General features: G+C 37.3%; 15 protein-coding genes and 1 pseudogene. 3 read left to right on the top strand and 13 right to left on the bottom strand.

Annotation, left to right across the window (positions count from 1 at the left end; translation table 11 throughout):
- Positions 1 to 25: 25 nt before the first annotated feature.
- The 5 genes from AC1VYS_RS15550 to arsL all read right to left on the bottom strand — a co-directional run bounded on the left by AC1VYS_RS15550 (position 26) and on the right by arsL (position 4,937).
- Complete coding sequence (locus tag AC1VYS_RS15550) at positions 26 to 1,237, bottom strand: ATP-grasp domain-containing protein (protein WP_482910455.1); 1,212 nt, start codon at positions 1,235 to 1,237, stop codon at positions 26 to 28.
- 105 nt (positions 1,238 to 1,342) lie between these two features.
- Complete coding sequence (gene arsM / locus AC1VYS_RS15545; protein WP_482910454.1) at positions 1,343 to 2,164, bottom strand: putative arsinothricin biosynthesis methyltransferase ArsM; 822 nt, start codon at positions 2,162 to 2,164, stop codon at positions 1,343 to 1,345.
- Positions 2,165 to 2,236: 72 nt separating this feature from the next.
- Entirely contained in the window at positions 2,237 to 3,298 is a 1,062-nt protein-coding gene (locus tag AC1VYS_RS15540; RefSeq protein ID WP_482910453.1) for a class I SAM-dependent methyltransferase, read from the bottom strand.
- Between the two features lie 30 nt (positions 3,299 to 3,328).
- Positions 3,329 to 3,637 (bottom strand): carboxymuconolactone decarboxylase family protein, encoded by a 309-nt coding sequence (locus AC1VYS_RS15535; RefSeq protein ID WP_482910452.1) that lies wholly within the window; start codon positions 3,635 to 3,637, stop codon positions 3,329 to 3,331.
- Between the two features lie 25 nt (positions 3,638 to 3,662).
- Positions 3,663 to 4,937 carry an arsinothricin biosynthesis radical SAM protein ArsL gene (arsL, locus tag AC1VYS_RS15530; RefSeq protein ID WP_482915012.1) on the bottom strand — a complete coding sequence of 425 codons (1,275 nt, stop codon included), beginning with the start codon at positions 4,935 to 4,937 and terminating at the stop codon, positions 3,663 to 3,665.
- 293 nt (positions 4,938 to 5,230) lie between these two features.
- Here arsL and AC1VYS_RS15525 point away from each other — a divergent pair, with 293 nt between their 5' ends.
- Genes AC1VYS_RS15525 through AC1VYS_RS15515 form a run of 3 tightly spaced genes read left to right on the top strand, consistent with a single transcriptional unit; the run spans position 5,231 to position 8,102 of the window.
- Complete coding sequence (locus AC1VYS_RS15525) at positions 5,231 to 5,557, top strand: ArsR/SmtB family transcription factor (RefSeq protein WP_482910451.1); 327 nt, start codon at positions 5,231 to 5,233, stop codon at positions 5,555 to 5,557.
- Positions 5,558 to 5,598: 41 nt separating this feature from the next.
- Complete coding sequence (locus AC1VYS_RS15520) at positions 5,599 to 6,825, top strand: ATP-binding protein (RefSeq protein ID WP_482910450.1); 1,227 nt, start codon at positions 5,599 to 5,601, stop codon at positions 6,823 to 6,825.
- Positions 6,819 to 8,102 (top strand): MFS transporter, encoded by a 1,284-nt coding sequence (locus tag AC1VYS_RS15515; protein ID WP_482910449.1) that lies wholly within the window; start codon positions 6,819 to 6,821, stop codon positions 8,100 to 8,102. The genes AC1VYS_RS15520 and AC1VYS_RS15515 overlap by 7 nt, the downstream gene beginning before the upstream one ends.
- A 668-nt stretch (positions 8,103 to 8,770) precedes the next feature.
- On the opposite strand, the gene AC1VYS_RS15510 is transcribed toward AC1VYS_RS15515, so the two are convergent.
- From AC1VYS_RS15510 to AC1VYS_RS15475, 8 genes and pseudogenes are all read right to left on the bottom strand, one after another.
- Positions 8,771 to 11,800, bottom strand: coding sequence for a DEAD/DEAH box helicase (locus AC1VYS_RS15510; RefSeq protein WP_482910448.1), 3,030 nt, complete (start codon positions 11,798 to 11,800; stop codon positions 8,771 to 8,773).
- Positions 11,801 to 12,422: 622 nt separating this feature from the next.
- Positions 12,423 to 12,737: a group II intron maturase-specific domain-containing protein gene (locus tag AC1VYS_RS15505; RefSeq protein WP_482934382.1), complete on the bottom strand. Its 315-nt coding sequence runs from the start codon at positions 12,735 to 12,737 to the stop codon at positions 12,423 to 12,425.
- Positions 12,738 to 12,822: 85 nt separating this feature from the next.
- Entirely contained in the window at positions 12,823 to 13,737 is a 915-nt protein-coding gene (locus AC1VYS_RS15500; protein ID WP_482934381.1) for an HNH endonuclease family protein, read from the bottom strand.
- A 48-nt stretch (positions 13,738 to 13,785) separates the two neighbouring features.
- On the bottom strand, positions 13,786 to 15,870 hold the full coding sequence (locus tag AC1VYS_RS15495; RefSeq protein WP_482910445.1) for a retron system putative HNH endonuclease: 2,085 nt from the start codon (positions 15,868 to 15,870) through the stop codon (positions 13,786 to 13,788).
- A 662-nt stretch (positions 15,871 to 16,532) separates the two neighbouring features.
- Entirely contained in the window at positions 16,533 to 16,862 is a 330-nt protein-coding gene (locus AC1VYS_RS15490; protein WP_482910444.1) for a hypothetical protein, read from the bottom strand.
- Positions 16,863 to 16,877: 15 nt separating this feature from the next.
- Complete coding sequence (locus tag AC1VYS_RS15485; protein WP_482934380.1) at positions 16,878 to 17,111, bottom strand: hypothetical protein; 234 nt, start codon at positions 17,109 to 17,111, stop codon at positions 16,878 to 16,880.
- Positions 17,112 to 17,444: 333 nt separating this feature from the next.
- Positions 17,445 to 18,392: pseudogene (locus AC1VYS_RS15480) on the bottom strand (IS30 family transposase).
- A gap of 216 nt (positions 18,393 to 18,608) precedes the next feature.
- Complete coding sequence (locus AC1VYS_RS15475; RefSeq protein ID WP_482910443.1) at positions 18,609 to 20,783, bottom strand: hypothetical protein; 2,175 nt, start codon at positions 20,781 to 20,783, stop codon at positions 18,609 to 18,611.
- Between the last annotated feature and the right edge of the window lie 31 nt (positions 20,784 to 20,814).

Below are 20,814 nucleotides of genomic sequence, written 5' to 3'. Positions count from 1 at the left end.
CCAATCTTATATGAATTGCACAAGCCTAGAAAAACAAACTACTATCCCAGACCATGTTGGAAGTAAACCATTCAACACATTCCTGCAGTTTTAGACGTGTCTCTTCTTCGCTATCCCCTTCTATAACAAATGATGCTAAGCAATCGTTACAATGGTTACCATAATCAAAGGACTGTCCAGGTTCAGCCAAGATTTCATATTCGATAGCTTTGAACGGAATCGGAACTTTTGGTGCCTGTATAAACATCCCTTTTTTCGGATGAACAAGAACATTACCAACAATATTCACAGGCTTATCTGGAACGGATCTATTGAGATTGAGTTGACATTGAAGACGGAGCCACGATTCCATTAGATTAAAATCAAAGGCGCTGTTAATCATATCTCCAATTTTTGAGCCACCTACCCGACTTGCAATTTCACAAAATACCAATTCATCATTCGGCGTATGGAAAATTTCTGCATGAAAAGCCATGATCCTTGGTGAAGGAAGTGCATCAATGCTTTGCTGAACAACCTGTTGTAATCGTGCTACTAAAGTATTACCAACTTCCAATATATAACTTCCCGAAGGACTCCCATCGATATAAGCCAAGCAGTCATTGATGTAAACAGATGGCCAGGAAAATATTATTCTTCCGTCTTGATAAAGACCATCTACATGATAAACAACTCCTGGAACGAATTCCTCAACAATCCATTCGCCTTGAAAGCCTTTTTGTAGTCTTTCTATAAGGTCGGTATTATCTCTAATGATGCTTACACCCTCAGCCCCTGAACCATCTACTACCTTAACTACAAGAGGTAAAGAGTGCGTTGAGGCAAAATGAATCAAATCCATATTGGTCCGAACCCTCGCAAAAGCAGGTACTTTCACACCCGATTCTTTTACTATTTGCTTCATGATGTACTTGTTCCTATAGGCAGTAGCACTTTCTAGATTCTGTCCTTCTATTCCGAGTGCTTCTCGAAGTTCCGCTGCTCTTATAAGATCATATTCTGCAACCGCGATAATGGCTGAGAAGCGGTAGTGACTATGTAACTCCATGGCTCTACGCTCAACATTTCCATTAGCACCAAATCGATTAAAGCTTTCTATATAATCGTAACGATCGTTAACAGGTAGGAAACTATCATACGAATCGGATGAAGTGAGCATCACCAATTCATTTGAATCGAGCCATTCCTCATAAGGTGTGAACGAATGCAAGTTACGATTTAGAATTAGAATAGCCAATGGCTTTCCTCCTTCATCCAAGTAACCGGAGTTAGAGAATAATTCTCCAACTCCGGTTGGAGATGTTATACCTGTTTTGTTAGAACGTTTCTTCTGGCAAACAGGTTATGGTTGAGCCTTAACACCATAAATCAGATAATATCCAACTTTATCTTCCAGAAACTCAACGGCTTCAGGTGCTTCATTGACAAATTGTTCGTAGTCTTTCTTATATTCTTCACTCGAAGACATTAGATCAGCATAGCGCTTATTCTTATCTTCAGTAAAATTATGAATTTGAAGATGCTGGAAGGAATGTGATTCCATATAGCTAATGTTTTCGCTTAAGAGAATACTCCCTGCACGGCATCCACTTATGAAATTCAGATTGTCTCTAATTTTTTGGGGTACTGGCACAAATGAGACAAAATCAGTGTAGATAAAGATACCTCCTGGTGAGAGTAACCGCTCAACTTCCTGCATTGCTTTCTCACGATCTGGGATTAGATTAAACACACATTCACTGTAGATCAGATCGAATTGTTCATCCATGTAAGGCAGTGCCTGTGAATCTGAGACGAAGAACCCCACTTTTTTGTGAAGATCTTTTGGCAAATCGGCGCTCTTTTCACGAGCACGTTCAACCATCTTGTCACTGAAATCAACACCAATGAATTGAGAGCCTTCATCAAACTCACGAACTAGCTGTAACAGAGTCGTTCCCATTCCACATCCAATATCTAAAATCCGCTTTTTCCCATGATACTTAACAAGCTCAATAATCATCTCTGTGGGCCCTGATGGCGAGAACTTATCCGTGCCTGAAGGATACAATCCTTCCTCTTCGGCTACCGAATTATAAAAGTCCCGAACGGTTTGGCTAGCAATAGTAAGTGGTGCGGGGCCTTCTGAGCAGCAATTATTACCGACTGTTTGTTGGCTTGACATATAATTCCCTCCTGTTATAACACTAAATTAAAATAAATGTTTTCTCCATAAACGAGGTGCAATGCAATTGATCTAGCAGCATCCTGTTGAAGGATCGCAGCTACCTCCTGCTGTATCAAAAACACTTTTTATACCCTTAGTCACAGCAGGCTCCCTGACTAGTGGGGTATTACAATCGAATAAGGGCGCTTGATCCAGAGGAATCTCTAGATAAGGTAGAACACCAATAAAGTGCTCGCTGTAAGGCGCTTTGGTCATAATTTCATATGTTTTGGCACAAACGGCCATTCGTTCTCCGCGAGGAAAGCGGTGTCCGTCATCATCCACCACTTCACTCCAGGGTCCCTTATAAATAACTGCATGCCCTTGATCAAGACAAACTCCTTGTTTTCCTTTATAGGCTTCAATTACAAACCGTCGGAGTTCACTTCCAGCCACAACTTTGTAGGGCAAGGTTTCTCTCCATACAATGGACATCCCATAGAATCCTGTTGCTTCTAACATCTTTAAAATTTCTGTTTCCTGTGGAATGAAAATAATGTGATGATTCTTAGTTGTTAAGTGAATTTCGTTCTGGCTTAGGGTCTCATCTGTTAGTACAATTGTCAGTACAAGTTTTCCGCCGCGGCGGAGCACTCTGAATGTCTCAGACAGTATTTCTTGACCTTTATCCTTCAAGCTTAGATTGAGTGTGTCATCTAAGAACACGGTATCGACAGTGTTATCCTGTATAACAGGTTCTTTCGAACGCTGTTCAGAGAGTACTTGCTCAAATTGCTGATAAGCGTCAACATCAGAAAGTGTATTTGTTGAAAGATAATTATTAATGAACTCTGCTTTTGTTCTAAAATCGCCATATCCAGAACTCAAGACATTACAATTCTCCGCTGAATAATTAGGTTCATTTACAGTTATCCGTCCGTGTGTTCCTACGCTTTCTACGATACGCTGTATTAAACTTGGGTCGGAAGGTCCAACCACAACGATATTTGAATCGTTAACAGTCAATCGCTCCGTGATAGAACGTTGTAATTCAATTGAAAGAGAAGAATTGGTGAGATCAAGTTCTGCACCATTCTTGGAGGCAATGCTTAATGCTGTTCTTTCTAAACGCTCTAAAGGAGAAAAACTCATAGTTCCGCCTTCTTTCTAACGATATTAAATTTAGTTACAACATTTTGAATCCAGGTTTGCTGTACCTCTATTCTGATTTGCCGTAAAGAGGTCTATGTTAGCTACTTGCTGAGCACGCATCGCTATAGCAATTGCATGTGCTTGACCAATCTCCTCGTTACAGAGACCCTGTTGTTTTGCTGATACTACAGCCCTTTTAACTACCTCAATGTCACCAATGATGAAGGCAGCACCCAAGATGGCCAGTGCGCGTTCACGTTCAGATAAAACATCGCCTGACAAAGCAGTATTTGTGAACTCCAACAATTTATCTTTCAATTCTGGTACTAGTGCGATCATGCTCAACACTCCTTAGTTATATGAATTAGCATTTCAAGCAACACCGCTTAAATATTCCCTCTTCCACTGGTGTAAGACTAGCAGCATATAGTTCGTCCACTCTAGGATCAGGATGCTTCCATTCAACGTGAAATTCATGTTCAATTAGCTCTAACGCTTGTATAGAGGCGGTGTGAAGTAACGGGGAACCCTTGTATAAATGCAACCTTGTTTCATATTGAATAGGATCGATAATTTGTTCTAACTCGTTTTTCTCCACAAAAGCTCTGAATGTAGCTAATTCCTCTAATTTGACCCAGGGGTTATACATAATAAAAGTTGGGTTTAGTTTAATTCCTATTTCGTATAAAAAGGCTACTGCATCTTCAATATCTTCCAAGGAAGTCTGTTTTGCTACCGCATCAAGAACTTCTTGGGTTGGGAACTCTAAGGCGGAAGTAATAAAATTCACATTCAAGTTTGCCATTTCTCTTAAAGTTTCTTTGTTTTCCAGAATATGATCAACACGTGTAGTGAAGTCATAAGTTAGTGTTGGGAATTCGGTATGTAGCCGACGCAATACAGTCAAACCAAACCGTTTGGAATTAAAGAAATCTGCATCAACAAAAGTTAAGTGCGTCATTCCGCCCTCCACAAGCACACGGACATCCTGAATAACAATATCTTCCGGTACCATAATGACTTTGCCATCATACGCAGCGTAAACAGAGCAATATAAACATTTATGGTGACATCCTCTTGCAATTTCAGTTGAACCGACGATTTGTTTTGCGTCACATAATTTGTCAATTTGTACTTGGGGGTACTTAAACAAAGGGGGTAACAAATGTCTTGCAGGCAAACGAAAGTGATTTCTTGATATATACGGATGAATACGTTGATTTTCTGCTACATGCATTGCATTTATAATGCCTGGTAGTTCTGATTGTTGATCTCCAGACAGATATTTTGCCAATGCGACCAATGGTTCTTCCCATTCTCCAACAACACATGTATCACTATACTTTCCAACTAGCCGCATCGCATTAATTGTTGCATATTGTCCAAAGAAAGTGATATGCGCTTTAGGATTAGCTTCGCGAACCTGCCTTGCTATTTCAATCCCTGGAAGAAGTGCATCGAAAAGAGGAATTGAGATGGCAACAAGCTCCGGAGCCTCAAATAACTCAGATTTAATACCATCCACATATGTGTCCAATACTGCTACATCGAACCCTGCTTCTAGTAAACTGGCAGCTCCAGAAGCAACAGTCATAGGCTGGAAGCCACCCTCAAAATTCGAAACAAGTAATATACTAATCACATCTTTCCCTCCTGTTTGCAAAATGCTATATGCTCCAAGCCTATTTCGAATGAAATAAGCAATGTGCCAAATTGTAACCAGCTAAACAGAATCAGTGAAATTTGAAGCTCTTCGAGTGGAATCTCGCTGTATTAGGGTTGATTATGAGGAAATGATAAACACTGGAAAATAAAATGGGAAAAAATATTATCTATGCACTTTACTGTTTAATCACTTGATTATATAATGATTGGGAAATAGTGGTATTGTCAATAGGGAAAATCAAACTAATTCCAAAATATTGAAAAATGGTGGTGAGCATTCTGCTTTCAATTGAAAAAACAGCCAATATATTCAAGTTAATGGGTGATAAAAATCGGTTAACAATCCTCTGCTTACTCAGGGAGAAGGAATTATGTGTTTGTGAAATTGTTGATTTTCTGCAAACAAGCCAGTCAAATATCAGTCAGCATATGCGAAAGCTAAAAGATGGCGGCTTGGTAAAAGAGAATAAACGAGGACAATGGGTTCACTATTCCCTCACCGAGGAATTTGAGTATTTCAATGAACTCATCGATACTTTTCCCTCTGATATCAAAAAAGGTTTAGATCAACTCAAACCTAAGTGCACATGCTAGAAATCAATTAAAACAGATACATACTTAAAGGAGTGGCTCTTATGAGGACTGTAATTATTAATCGTTTTTCCCCAAATAGTGTTAATTACGAAGAATGGCTGAAAGATATAGACGGGGAATTTATAATGATTACAAAACCCGAACATGTATCTGGGTTTTCTGAATTTTTCACTCACAAAGCAGGCTTCAATGATTTTGATCAAAATGAAAATATATACAGGCATATTGTTGAATTACATGAAGCCAAGGAAATTGATTATATAATTGCTACACAAGAATTCGACTTGCTAAAAGCTGCCCAATTAAGGGAATACCTTGGACTGCAGGGTCAGAGTGTCGATAGTGCTCTAGCTTTTCGTGACAAAGTCCTTATGAAAACCATAGTGAAAAATTCTATCCAGGTTCCCCGTTTTATCAAAATAAACCATCTATATGATGTCCTTGACTTTGAGAAAAACAATGGATATCCGTTTGTAATCAAACCCATTGATAATGCAGGTTCTATGGGGGTTCGTATCATTCATGACAAAGCAGAATTAACAGAAATGCTTGAGCATGGCTTAGAATCTAATCTTGAGGCTGAGGTTCATGTAGCTGGTGAGATGTATCACATTGATGGGCTGTATCGAAATGGATCACTATTGTTGTCCCGTCCCTCTAAATATGTTCATGGATGTTTAGCTTATCGTGAAGGGAATTATTTAGGTTCAGTCCTCCTTTCGCAGGATCATGTGATGTACGAGCGATTAAATGAAGCGGTTCACACAATATTAAATGTAATGCCAACACCAGATCATGCTATTTCTTTCCATGCTGAAATCTTCCATACATTTCATGATGAATTGGTATTTTGTGAAATTGCATGCAGAGTCGGAGGTGGGTTAATTGTAGAAGCTATCGAATTTGCAACTGGAATAAATATTTTAAAAGAATCAATACGTTCACAGTGCAATGGATCTATTTGTTATGATCCAAATAAAAATGAATTAGTTGGCTTTTGTGTTATTCCTCCTGAAGAAGGAATCTTATATGCCATTGATGGAGATCTACCTTTTGAATGGGTAGTTGAAAGTTTCATAAAGAAAGATAAAGTTGGAACAAAATTTGATAAAGCAATCGCTAGTTCTTCCTATGTGGCTATGGTTTTAGTCAAGGGGGAAAGTGAAGGACAAATTAAAGAGCGCCTTGACTTGGTAAGTACATGGTTCGAAAAACATTTATCTTGGAAAAGTGAGGAGGAGCTTGTGAGAGGGGCTAGTATATGCTGAAAGAATTTAAAAGCTTCCACAAAATTGTTCAACTAAGAATATTATTGATTTTCATTAGTTCATTTGCGTCTAATATGATCTTTCCCTTTATGTCTATTTATTTGGTCAAGAACACCACCGTAAGTACAGCCAGTTTAACTATATCCATTGGAGTTATTATTAACTTCTTGGCAAACATTATTGGTGGCTATTACGCAGACGTAATAGGTAGAAAGAAATTAATGGTTATCTCAGAAGGACTGAAGGCTACTGTCTTCTTCCTCATGATGCTCACAAATTCACCTTGGTACTCCTCTCCATATGTAACAGCATTAGGGTTTATCTTATACAATCTATGTTCAGGATTGTATTCGCCAGCATCTGAAGCTATGCTGCTTGACGTGACAGAAAATAAGGAGCGTAGGGCTATGTATGGCTTCTTATACTGGATTTCTAATCTGTCAATGGCACTCGGTAGTTTAATTGGTACCCTCTTCTTTAACCAGTATTTATCTGTACTGTTTATCATTTTGTTTATATCCTCGTTGGCGTCACTTTTAATCACAATTTTCATGATTGATGAAACATACGTTCCTTCGCGGAACGATTCTACGGTTAAAATGAGTTTATCTGAGCGCTTTAGTGACCTGTTTAAAAGCTATAGACTTGTACTAAAGGATCGTATTTTTATGATCTTTATTTTGTCAACGATGATCCTGTTCTCTATGGAGAGTCATTTTAGCAACTACATTGCGATTCGATTCGAAAGAGGGATTGATCAGTTCAATCTATTTCCTTTTGATATGTCATTAGGAAGTATTGAAATGTTTGGCTATCTTCGAGTGGAAAATACCATTTTGGTCATTGTATTTTCCTTTATTACTGCTAGTTTGATTAAAAGGCTAAGTGAGAAAGGAACTTATTATTCCGGCGCCCTCTTTTATGTGGCTGGATATTCAATCATTGCCTACTCAAATCAGCCATGGGTACTTATTTTAGCAATGGCATTGGCTGTCATCGGAGAAGTTATTTTCGTCCCTACCTATGAGTCATATCTTGGAGATTTAGCCCCCGATGAACTGAGAAGCTCATATCTTGCTATGAACAAAATCGCTCTCAAAGGTAGCATGCTTATTGGTTCCTTAGGGATCTTCTTAATCGATTTGCTCCCATCTTCCGCTGTTGCTATACTCTTTTTCCTTTCAGGTATGATTGCGCTCTACCTTGGAAGTACCGTTCTAAAAGAGGTTCAGAATCGGAAAGTAGCGCAGGTGCAAACTACAGTGGATATGCAGTAAGTTTTGTATTTATGAAGGTTAAGATAGTCGTCAAATCGTAAATACAACCAAGTTTTAGTCCTCCGACACCTTTTCTGTCGGAGGACTAAAACAATTAAGTTCCCAGAGTGAGAGTACTTAATTGAATATATGAAGCGCAATAGTCTTTTATCACTTGAGCAATTACCTAGAAGTCCACGATTATTAAAAGTACAACTATTCAATAACCTAAATTGATGCAACCCGTTATGTAACCCGATGGTATACATTCTGGTGACCTTGTTATGTGCTGAAAATTAGTGGTGCCAGTGAAAAGGAGTCGGTTATCCTTATAGAAATCTTCTTTTACGGAAAGTTCAACATGGAGACTACCACTTGCTTTCTCTGAGCACGCACAGAATAAGAGAATTATACTAAGAAAGGGTAGTATAGATTTTGCATTGATTCTTATAAGCTATGTTTATACCTCCAATTTTTATTACTCCTTATATTGGAGAGACAGTTTTGAATGTTGATACTTTTAGAGATTGCATTTATTTCGCAAGTTATAGATTTTTTCTAATTTAGAAAGGATTAAGGATTTGGCTTATTAAGCCATCTAAATCCAGCTTGTCCTAAACCTAAAAAGCGTACAACTCCTTACAGTTGTACGCTCTTTTTTTATGTCGTTGTAAGCCGCAAATATCCAACTAATTACTAAAAAAGCATGTCAAACGTAAACCAAACGTATCTTTTAAATAAGTATCTGTTGCTAGGATAATTTGTTTCATAGAGTTTGTGATATCTAATATTGATACCCCTGGTTGGACAATAGAAATTTCAAATTCTGTTTCATAACCAGCTCTCACCATCTTTTTTAACATATTTAAAGTTTGTAAGTTACCTTTTTCGAATCGTGTTTCACCATAGCTCTTCTGTCTCGAATTTTCCCTTTCAATCATTCTTTGTATTATTTCTAATACATTATCATTCCACATAATTGATTTTTCAGCTTGGCCACAAACTTCATATAGATCTGAGACACGAGAACCCGGATGCTCTCCGTGTGAATACTTACAATGATAAAGATGAAATCTAATTTTTTTATGCTTCATATCAATTTTAACAGAAACAATATCAGCAATTTCCCCTGATCCATCATCGTCAAAAATTATGTCTGAACTTTGATCTACAATATGATGTATCGTAGCGTACTGTATAGAATCAATCTTTCTTCCTCGCCCTTGTGATTCGGATTTAATATTGACTCCAAGATCAGGCCAGTTAACAGCAATAAGAACATCTGAAGATAACTTAATACCACTTTTTGGTTTGATCACTGTTTTTAGATTCTCCTGAACTACAACTACAGTTCCATCATGCTGAATAAAAGATATTTCTGGGGAATACTCATATAAGAAATCGATCATTTGAACTGATTTTTTACCTAATTTTACTATAAGCTTATCACCTTCAATTTGATTAAATCTATAAGATGAGTCATTAATAATTTGTTCAAATATAAATTTTCTTTCATTTATCAAGAATTCAAATCGAAGATTTCCATCAACCAAACTAGGGTTGCTTAATTCCGATTGATAGAACGGGTATGCCTTTTCTTCTTTAGTAATATACAACTGTTTCGTGTAACTATTAGACGTTTCAATCGTTTCTGGTAGTAGTATTTTATAAGGAACACCTTCTGGGAAGTCCTGTATCACTTCTAAAGTGAGTGAATTATCTAGAATGCTATTTGTATCAATAGTATCATCCAGCACTTTTTTTCCTATATCCTGACACCACTCTGTCCAAAAGTTTATACGTTCCACCCAGCGCATCCAAACTTTCCCTCTATACGAACAACCAATACTTATGCGTTCTCCACCTTGATAACCATAACCGAATAAATTAGATTTAGTTGAATTTGACACGATTGCTTCACTAATTCCAGACTTAATATCGGTACCCGCAAACATTCTAAAACTAATCCTTCCACTTGGTTGTTGTTTCAATCCTAAGGTGCCAATCATTAACCTATTTATCTCATTCAAGCTCCGATAAACTAAATCACCCTTAATTGCTGTGGCTTGTGGAAACATACTTTCAATGAGTCGATTCCCCTTTCCTGTATCAGTTTCGTTTATATGTATTATTCCATTCTCTTTGTCCAAAAATAAAACAAAAAAATCATAATCATACTGCATTATATCCTTTTGATCAGACCACACTACTTTTGTTTCAATTTCCTCGATGAAAATGTAAACAGAATCCTCTTCATTTATCATTGATGTAGTTCTATCTGGATCCAAGACCAGTTTCCAAGCGTCTACAAAAGTTCTTTCCGTAGGACACCGAAACATTCGGGTACTTATTTTCATCTTGAGTTGTGATATATCTATATCCGTAACATGACCTTTTTCAAACTTTCCAATAAACTCACTAAGTTCAAGTTCTTTATTAATAGCTTGATGTGAATGTATATTGAGGAGCGAATTCCAATCAGAATCTTGACGATATAACTCTTCTATTGAGTCCTTTAAATCATCCATTGCCACATTTGTTATGAGCTTCGCGTTTCCTAAATTATTACCACTTGTTCGAGCAAATCGTCCAATAAATTGAAGTGTAATTGGAAGTGACTTATATTTATCATGGATTGCTGCAATTTTTAATGTTGGAATATCGATACCTTCACCAAACATGTCTACACATACGACAATCTTTGCATTACCATTCTTAACTTCTTGTAAATATTTATTTCTCTGGGTAGAAGCAATACCAGTGTGAATTACAACAGGGTTGTATTCTGTATACTGAGAATATACTTTTTTATATAACTCATCGGCACGTTTACGACTCTTCGCTCGTGCCAGAAGAACATGCTCCAATCCTTTGTCCATGTCTTCTTTTAATTGTTGGATTGCGATTTTTGCGATCTCTTCATCAGACTTTTGTTCGTCAAATTCTTGAATTGGATAAAACTCAATTGGCTTGAAATATCCAGCTTTTTGCGCCATTGCCAGACCGTAATTGAATATTATCTTACCATCCACTTTTTTTCCATCATTCCTAAAAGGTGTTGCAGTAAATTGTAAGATTTTCTTTCCTAAAACCATTTCTTTCACCGCTCCCCAATCCGGAGATGCAAGATGGTGTGCTTCATCAAAGATTACCACTTCTAATTTTTGAATAAATTTCTTCCAAACAGATGAAGGCATTTTTTTTATCATACCTGGTGTAGAAATAACTATGTTCGCTTCCTGAAGTGCAGCAATCAGAGCTTTTTCATCTGTAGCTTCAACTTTCGATTTATAAAGGAAAGTAGTTGGATAAATAGACTCATTAGAGATCATATCTAATTTGGGTAGTATTCCAAAATGACGCGCTCCTTCAAAAATTTGTTCTCTTAAGAGATTAGAAGGCACTATGATTAATGTTGAAGCAATTCTTTCAGAAATAATTGTTGCATACATTGTTTCGGACTTTCCTGTACCCGTAGGCAGAACTATTGTTGCTGGAGAATTTGATGATGTTACCCAATGTGCACGAATTGCCGATAGAGCCCCAAATTGGGGGGGACGTAAGCCAATCTCACCCTCGCTTCGAGAAACTCTCTCCTGATAAGACAATCTCCAACTATCAATAATCTTTGCTTGGCTTAATTTATTACCTTTGCTGTCCGTACAACGACTCAACTTATTACCACGTCCTATGGTTGACACTACTGTTTTATACCGCATAAAAAAACCTTCTTTCTATGTTGAAATTTTTCAGATCTCTTGAAATAATTATATAATATTTACTTCAGAATACGGTTAGCAAAATTTTATTCAATTATTTTTATCAGGTATTCTGAATAGTTGTTTTTAACGGATTAGGCTCAATACTGTTAGTTGGTTGTCCGCCCGAATATATCTCTTGTTTATAGTTGTTCCCAAATAAGTGCATATGCTGATTATTTAGATATACACCTAATCGGCAATCGGACTATGTTCTTGTCCATTTCGGTAATCGGTACAAGTTCTTGTCCTCAGCAGCTAGTTTCAGTCCGATTTTAATACCTAGCCAAGCGTATTGCTCCCCTCTTAATTTGTCAGTTGTCCATAACAATGTGAACATTTTCATGTATTATGGTGCTAAAAAAGGTTTTAAGTCCATGCGTGCATTGTTTAGATATTCATCTAATCGGCAATAGGACGATGTTCTTGTCCATTCCGGCAATCGGTACAAGTTCTTGTCCTTAGCTCGGGACAAGAACTTGTACCGATAAAATAAAAAAGCCGCTAAAATAGCGACTTTAATGGGAACATGTTCTTGTCCCCCGACAATGGTTAATAAATAAGCAATCAGTCTATAACTGATTCAAAAATTTGATTTTATAACATTGGTAGGCCTGCCATTCCGGTGTCCCCAGCTTCCGCAGCGTCTTCGTAGCCATTCATTCCAGCTTTGCAGCATTCGCTTCATGTCCGCTACGTAGAAATAGCCGATCCATCCCCGAATGTAGACTTTCACGTTCTCCATGACTTGCCGCGCGCTCCTGCCTTGGCTTCGATTCGTTAGTTCTTTCAGCTTCTTCTTTGCCTTCGCCAGGGATTGACGATGGACGCGTACATATACACCATTTCTGTTCTTCCCCAGCGCGAATCTGAGGAATTTGAAATGTTTCTGCGCCACGACTACTTTAATGGGCACATGTTCTTGTCGTTCAACATGAATTGATTACCCTAGAAGGTCTAGCCTTCAGTTAGAGTAAGTGAAATTACTCTGAATGCAATGAAGCTTTAACATCACTCAATGTCACGCAACAAGGACAATCAAGTCCTACCTCTATGCAAAAACGGTGGATTATTTGTGATGCCATCAGAGAATACTTACGCTCAGGCTTCATATAATCGAATAGGTCGTCCCTCTCCTGTTTCAATTCCTCAGCTAAACTTTGATTATTAGGGTCAATCACCCATTTAGTCATACATCTTCTAACTCTTCCGATCTGCTTAACAATGTAATTCGCTGTGAGGTTTCGATCTACGAAAAGCGCTCTTCTGTCCAAGCCGTATGTAACAATAGACCAGTACCCCTTTTTATAATCATGCTCATCTTTATTTTCTTTAGGATAAATATGACCATCATTAGAAAACTCAAGATATTTTTGAGGGTCATCCTCGCATGGATTTAGAAGAAGTGGTATTTCAGTACTCAAAGAATCTTTATTCTCATGATGTATTATTCTTGTATCCTCGACTAACAACGGAAATAAATTCCCTTTTCCTCTTAGAACAAGAACTTCGGGGTTTTCACCTCCAACAACATAATGATACATTGCACAGTTACAGTTATGGCACGAAGGAAGTAAGTTGTTCCAATCCCAAGCAAGCCAGTAATAACCCGTTCGTGAATTGGGGACTGATCTAGCTTGCTGTACTTGAGCCTTTGGTCTAAAATGCTCAATTTCCAAGAGACCAGTAACTGAATAAAATGACTCACAGTAGGCGCATTTATCATGAAACATCTCAGTTAGCTTTTGTTTAACATCAAGTTCATCATATTTAAGAAACTCATGTATCTTTTTATATTTGTCCTTCTCTCCACCATCTTCTCCAAGAGTTGCAAAGTAATCTGAATAGGCCTTAATTGCCTTTTCTAGTCTACCTCCTGGAGCATGCTCTTTTATCAAAGTTTTAGGGATCTCAGTTGGTCGTACAACCTTTATCAAAGGGTTCACCTACTTTTTGTTATTCCAAATGTCTCGCAGTTTATCCATAAGATTATTATCTTGCGCTTGTTGTCGTATCTCAGAAGTGGATAATATTCGCTCCTCAGCTAAAAACATATCTATTGCATCATACATCAACTGCTCACGACGATTATTCCCCATATATCTCCATTGCTTAAGTATTTCTTTAAACTCTTCGATACGCTTCGTGTCCTCAGATCCACGTTCTCGTTTTGCTAGTAGGCTGTAATACTCTGTAAAGATAGATTCCGTCTCGGGATCTAGCGTGCTATTCAAACCAAAAAACTCTGAAGTAAGCAACTGATCAGCTCGAAGCCCTTCAGGATTAGGTAAATTGTCAGAGTGAACTCTGACAGTGCTACCAATTCGATTTAAGACAACAATTTCTTTCTTATTTAGCCCGCGTAAGCATAACGGATCGTGAGACGTGGTGATAAACTGAACTAAAGGAAATAACTCTTTAATCTGTCCAACAATTCTCATCTTCCAGCGGGGATGAAGATGAACATCGATCTCATCAAGAAGTACAATTCCTTCTAATGATCCTTCATTTTTTTCGTCTAATTTTCGGAATATATCACATACAAGAGAGAAAACATTTTTATAGCCCGAGCTTAATGAGTCCAATGGAATCTTACCTTGTTTATGATGGAGATTCCGGAAAACGAGTCGATTTCCATCGGGTTCTAACAAAAAGTTTTGAGCAATTGTAGCTTCTAAGGGTAACATAGCTCGGATACAACGAACAGCAGCAGAGTATGTTTCTCTATCTGCTTTGTACTTCTCAACAAGCCACATATTCATATCGTAAAGGGATGAATATGGATTGAATTGATTTTTTATGATGTCTTCTGAGTGACGTTCATTCATTACGATACGGACAGCTCCATAACTAAGAACATTCCCATTAAAGGGGGGTTTCGCTGAGCCATCCCATGTATCGTCTAAGTTAAAAATTAATTTCCGCTTAAGTTCAGGTTCGCCAGTAAACACAATTTCAATATAGCCTGACCTAAATCCGGGCTTCAATAACTCTCTTGGAGATAACATACCCTCCATCAGGAACCCTCTGTTTCCTTCACCAGCCAGATTGATAGCTATTAGTTTTAGAAGCGTGCTTTTTCCGGTTCCGTTTTCTCCCAAAATCATAAGCCAATCCGATCCTTCAGCTTCATTTAACCGAATTTCACAGTTTTCCATATCAAGTACATTTTCGATTTTTATGGAGGATATTTTACGGGTTTTTGTAAAATGATTCACATGTTTACCAATACTTCTTTTCTCAGAAAAGTTATGTGTTTCTTCATTTGTAATTTTTCTTCTTAATTTATAAAGCTCGTCTTTAAATACGGCTCTCAAACAACCTTGAAAGGGCTCAGCAGGAGAATTAATAATTTTATTAACCGTAGATAATAGTACGTTAAACGAATCTTGAGTAGGATTTATTGAGAAATTATTCTCCACATTATGTATTAAGTATTCAGTCTCATGTATTCTCATTTTTCTATTGCGTATTAAGGAAGGGCGATTTAATTCAAACATACGGATAGTGTATTCACCCTTCTCTGTCAATGATAAAATTTCCCCATCGTAATTAAAAGTAATATGATCCTCTGGAAGATCATAGCAAGGGTCAATTAATAAGTAATTTTCTACTTTTCGTAGCTCTTGTATTGAACTCAGTACTTGACCGCGTTTTCCGTTTACGGGAAAATGATTACTTTGCGCCTTATTACAGTCACGACAACTAATTACCAAATTCTCCCATTCAAAGATTAACCAATCATAAGTAGATTTGGGACGAAAATGATCGATGGATACTGGATTGATTGATTCACAAAAGGCACATTTATTGTTAAACAGCTGTGTTAATTCATGTTTGATTTGAGAGTTTTTTATAAAAATCTGATTGAAAACTTTACTGAAATTTTTCTTTTCCATTAGACTACGCTGTTCTAATAATTCAGTCGAACTATTAGAATAAAAGTCGATAATTTCAGATTTTAAGGTTATTGCTTGCTCGGACATAAACCAGGCCGGAGTGTCCAATTGTGCTCTATCGACAAAAATCAAGATATATTCCTCCCCTAAGCATAAAATTGAAATAATGATGTTTTAATACATGTCACTATATTATCTTATCATTCCAGCTAATGCACCTAATTCATGTTCGGTTACTTGTGACTTCTCCAGGGCTTATAAAATTACAGAATCACATAATTGCAACAGTTGTGAACATAGAGTGCCTTGAGCCGTGTCTTCTCCCCCCGGCTTTCAGGGCTATGGCTATCCGGGATAACTATTCTGACATCGGTGTTTAGCGGCTTAGGTTGTTGTCCTACTGTTCCCAAAGGCCTTAGGATACTATTTTGTTCAAACATAAGCTGGATTGGATTTAGCCTAATGGAATGAGTGACCAAGGAGAGTTCCGATTTATCAGAAACCTCTCGGTTGAATTGATAGACAACTTCGCTTTCCCAAAGTGTATCGGTGAAGTACAGTTTGATATTATCCTCCGAATATTTTTCTTTAACCCGAGATGCCACAGCAAAACTCGCAATACCACCCACTAAAAAATATAGTTCAATTTATCACATAAAGACCTCCTGTGTGTGGCCGCATTTCTTGAAATCCGGCTTTCTTTTGATGCATCTGATACCTTCCGGACCAGCCCATAAAAATAGCCATATACGTGTGTAGTATATGGTCGATGATACCTTGAACATACTGAGTACTCAATAACGAATGCTTCTCGTATCATAAGTCAGATTAGATATTAAAATCTGATGATTAGATTCCTTGTTTTCACTCATTTTTATAAATAGATAGCCTTTATGAACTTGAAACTGTTCAAAGCTATTGAGTTGCAGTTCCAGTCTATGACTACCTATCAGTGTCATTGTCTTATATATGTCAGCAACCTCCTGAATCATAAAGGGTATACTGACAACCTCTTTCACCCAATCCTGCGATGAAAACCTAATGTTTAATTTAACCTTCAAACCAATCAACCGTTTGGCCATTTCTTTAGGTGGGAGATCCAGGTGTTCTTCAATGGAATCCAAGCTTAGATTGTTTGCTTACTCAGTATCATCCTCATCACAGTCTAATAAACTGAAGGTAGAGATACCCTCTTGTAATTTTAATGGCTCCAGTGAATTACTTTTAAATGTAGAACTAAACTTAAAATTAAATATTTTACCAAGCTCGTGCATCTCCTGCAGATTACGAACACAGACATAGGATTGCTCATTCCCTAGTTTTAAGGGTTGGGGTGTACCTTTGTTCATCATCTGAATACCGGTATACCACATATGTTCAAAACGAATGGAATAAAGGCCCTCATTCGACTGCCCTCGTACTGCAGCAGAGCTTTTTGACCGCTGAAACTGTTTAACTTATCCAACATTAAGTAATCTGTATAGCTCATTTAGTTTTGATTACTCTTGTCATCCTCAGTTAGATGGATATTCATTTCAATAGTACTTCCTTGTGATATCTATTAACGCCAGCAATAAAAACTAATTTATTTAATACAATTACAGATCAATGGCCCCCCCTTCTTTGCACACATGGAGGCAAAAAGAGTAGACGACCATAGTCGTTGCCATTTTTGTCTCCATGTGTGCTTTATGTATGATGGATTGTCAAGCCAAGTGCGACAGTTCCTCTGCGAAAGATTCGTGAGCGGTTCTCCAGCCTAAACATTTACATGGTCTGTGATTGATTAGATCGAGTGAACGGGCCAGATCTTCATCGTCTACTTGAGCGAAATCGGTACCCTTGGGGTGGAATTCTCGCAATAATCCGTTCCCATTTCCAATGGAGCCACGGTGCCAGGAAGAATACGGATCGGCAAATTAAACGTGCCAGCTGATGGGTGTTTTCCACGTTGGTATAACATGCAAACTCCTTACCTCGGTCAGCCGTAGCTGTAAGGAATGTGCCTTTAGGGTACTGTGAATGGCGCGATTTCCATGGACAATGCTGTGCGATCTGGCATGAGGATAGCGGTGTATAGACGTGTCTTGCGTTCAATGAGTGTGGCGACGCATCCTTTACTTTTCCCACGACCCGATACGACGGTATCTACTTCCCAGTGCCCAAACGTTTGGCGAGAACTAACCTCTTTCGGTCGATCTGAAATGGTACGGCCAACGACAAATTTCCCACGTGTTTCTGTAGGTTTCCGACGTTTACCTTTGTGCCGAAGAACCTGTAATTCACCACGAACCAATCGTCTCTCGTAGAGCCAGCGGTAAATGGTTTTAAACGAAACCCTAGTCAGGCCATCGGCGCGGAAACGTTCGCTGCTTTGTTCAGGAGACCATGTCGCCTCAAGCTTTTACTCCAAATGTAGCAGCTAGTCTACTGGACCATTTCCCATTGGAAATGGAGACCTTACGTCGTTCCTGATAAGCGTTCTGGGCTTGTTCTGCATGATAGGGTTGCGATGGACCAACTCTCTCCAATTCACGACAAAGCGTTGATGGATGTCTGCCCAGTTCTTTTGCAAGGGCTCGTAAGCTTTTGCCTTGCTGGTGTAGGATTTCTAGCTTGCTGCGTTCGATTATGCTAAGATGTGTGTAGCTCATGGTGGATTCTCCTTATGTGAATGTGGTGTAGGAACCTTCATTCTACACGAATCCGGCCATGGGCCATTTTTTATTTATTTCCAGTAGTTGTCGCACTTCATATTACAATCCGTTCATTATAAACAAAATCCCCTATAAGATAGACTTTTTTCATAGTGTCCATCTTATAGGTGCATTTCAGTCATTCACTAGGTTTTACAGCTCTTTCTCAAAAATTTATTTGTTTATTGGATAGAACATTTTATTAAATTCCTTAGTATACTCATCACGAATTACTTCCTTTAAATGTGCTATAAATTCATTACTGTTATAATATTCTTGGTAAACATTTAACGCAGCATGAACCATATTGTTGTAACCATAGATATTTTGTAACTTGGTTTCTAACTTTTCTCTCAATACAGGATAGCTATAACTTAACGCTCTCCTAACATTATACATGACGTTATATAATCTTTTTCTATTGTCTTTGGTAAACTCATTAACTAAGAAGTTAGTTAATGCAGTATTAACCTTATTTTGATCAGTAACATCGTCTGTAGTGAGCTTTAGCTGCTCTAGGAATGTAGAAGAAGATGGATGCGAAAGATCAATGTTATTTCCTTGGAATTCAATCGCTGAAAATAACAAATTGTTAAGTTTTGTTCCTTCAATATCTCCATCAACATAGATTGATATACGTCCATTTACCACTGCTTTTGATATAAATCTAACCCCTGTACGAAGTGATCTAATAAACGCCTCTGCTGTGCTCCAATACAAGTGTTCATTTAGAATGTATTTTATTTTTACTAATTCACGCATTGCTTCAACTCGTTCAACTAACTCTTGTTCGTTATATTTCAACTGCAGTGACCAAGCATTTTCCTTTCCTACATAAAAGAAAGGATTAACTCTTCCTTCACCATCTTTATAAAATCGTCTTAGTTGGATCTCAAATAATATATCGACTAGATATTCATATAGTGCTTCCTCACTAAGTCTACTAGAAAAATTACCCGCTAATTCTTGTTCACCTCTATTGATTAATTCATCAATATATATGCTCACATTTTTTGGTTTTGTAGTTATACAACAAACTTTCTCGGCTTTAAATGATTTTTTTGTTTCTGATTCTATTTTTTCAATAGCATCCAAATTATCCTTCATAACATCAACAAATATATAATCATCCATATCTGAAGCGTCACTTTTAGTAATTATTTCATCACTCTGACTAATCCCAATGTACAATTGTATATCTCTATCTCTTATTTCTCTACCTGTTTCGTTTTGATATGAAAAAAGGGAGGATGACGTTTTATCGTCATCCGTCGATACATTATGTTTTTTTAATAAGAGAATGGCATCGACACCTAAATTAATTATCTCTTTTAAGTACATTTCACGCTCATACATAGTAGAACCACTTAACTGAGATAAACCAGGAGTATCCGTTAATTTGAACCTCACTCTATACCCCTTATTTATCCATTGAGCAAATCCTTTGTGCTTCTTGAATGCATTTAACAATTTATCATCCATACCCTGTATATTCACAATTTTCTTCAAAATTAAACTATAAGGATTTCTTGGAGAATGGATTTCATTAATTATTTTTCTATGGTTGGAATCACTTAAAATGAACTCAATAGATTCCAAATATTCTTCAACATGACTTTGTGCAACATTGTTATACACTCTCTCTTTAAGTAATTCTTTCAATTTATCTAATCTCTTACCCACTAAAAATTCAACCATATCTATTACTCGATTGTAAGTATAAAACACAAACTCTTGAATTATACTATTTTTGAATTGAATAACTTCGCTCCATTTGTCTTTTACCTTACCAGTTACGTAATTTATTTGAGCATTAATTTTTTCTTTTTCTCCGTTTAATTTTGCCAGTTGAGAATCTAGTTCAGTAGGATCAACACTACTTAACAACTCCAAACCGCTTTTTGTTGATAGTTCTATAAACTTTTCATCATCTTTAAATTGTGTAAGCCGCACAACTCCACTAACAGAAGTTATCAGGTCTTCTGTAAATCTTCCACTCTCAACGTACTTTTTTATTGCACTAAGTTGTAAAGTGGATTTATTTCCATTCTCTACGAATTTCTTGAAAACAAATGTAAACACTTCCAATAGTTTTGATTTAACATCGTGACTACCAATTAAATCACTATAGTAAATAGTCATAATAAGTCGGTTAACATCTAAATCTTGGTCAATTATCGTTACGGTTGGTGTTACTGTATTCTGACCGCCTTTATCTGGTGTAGTGTCAATAAACTTTAATTTTGCAGAGATAATCTTAAATAACGTAGATTTACCTACCCCTGAATCACCTGCTACTGCAACATTAATACAATTCAAATAATCATTTAACACTTTAAATTTCTCCATTTACTGTTTCCTCCTAATATAATTTCATTAT

It is taken from the genome of Paenibacillus sp. G34 (assembly GCF_056856875.1).
This window is presented reverse-complemented; position numbering and strand designations above follow the sequence as displayed.

Bases quoted from the DNA above. Each gene is read 5' to 3' on its own strand.
- AC1VYS_RS15520 (WP_482910450.1), top strand. From the start codon at position 5,599: ATGAGGACTGTAATTATTAATCGTTTTTCCCCAAATAGTGTTAATTAC.
- AC1VYS_RS15485 (WP_482934380.1), bottom strand. From the start codon at position 17,111: ATGTGGTATACCGGTATTCAGATGATGAACAAAGGTACACCCCAACCC.
- AC1VYS_RS15475 (WP_482910443.1), bottom strand. From the start codon at position 20,783: ATGGAGAAATTTAAAGTGTTAAATGATTATTTGAATTGTATTAATGTT.
- AC1VYS_RS15535 (WP_482910452.1), bottom strand. From the start codon at position 3,637: ATGATCGCACTAGTACCAGAATTGAAAGATAAATTGTTGGAGTTCACA.
- AC1VYS_RS15515 (WP_482910449.1), top strand. From the start codon at position 6,819: ATGCTGAAAGAATTTAAAAGCTTCCACAAAATTGTTCAACTAAGAATA.
- AC1VYS_RS15510 (WP_482910448.1), bottom strand. From the start codon at position 11,800: ATGCGGTATAAAACAGTAGTGTCAACCATAGGACGTGGTAATAAGTTG.
- arsM (WP_482910454.1), bottom strand. From the start codon at position 2,164: ATGTCAAGCCAACAAACAGTCGGTAATAATTGCTGCTCAGAAGGCCCC.
- AC1VYS_RS15540 (WP_482910453.1), bottom strand. From the start codon at position 3,298: ATGAGTTTTTCTCCTTTAGAGCGTTTAGAAAGAACAGCATTAAGCATT.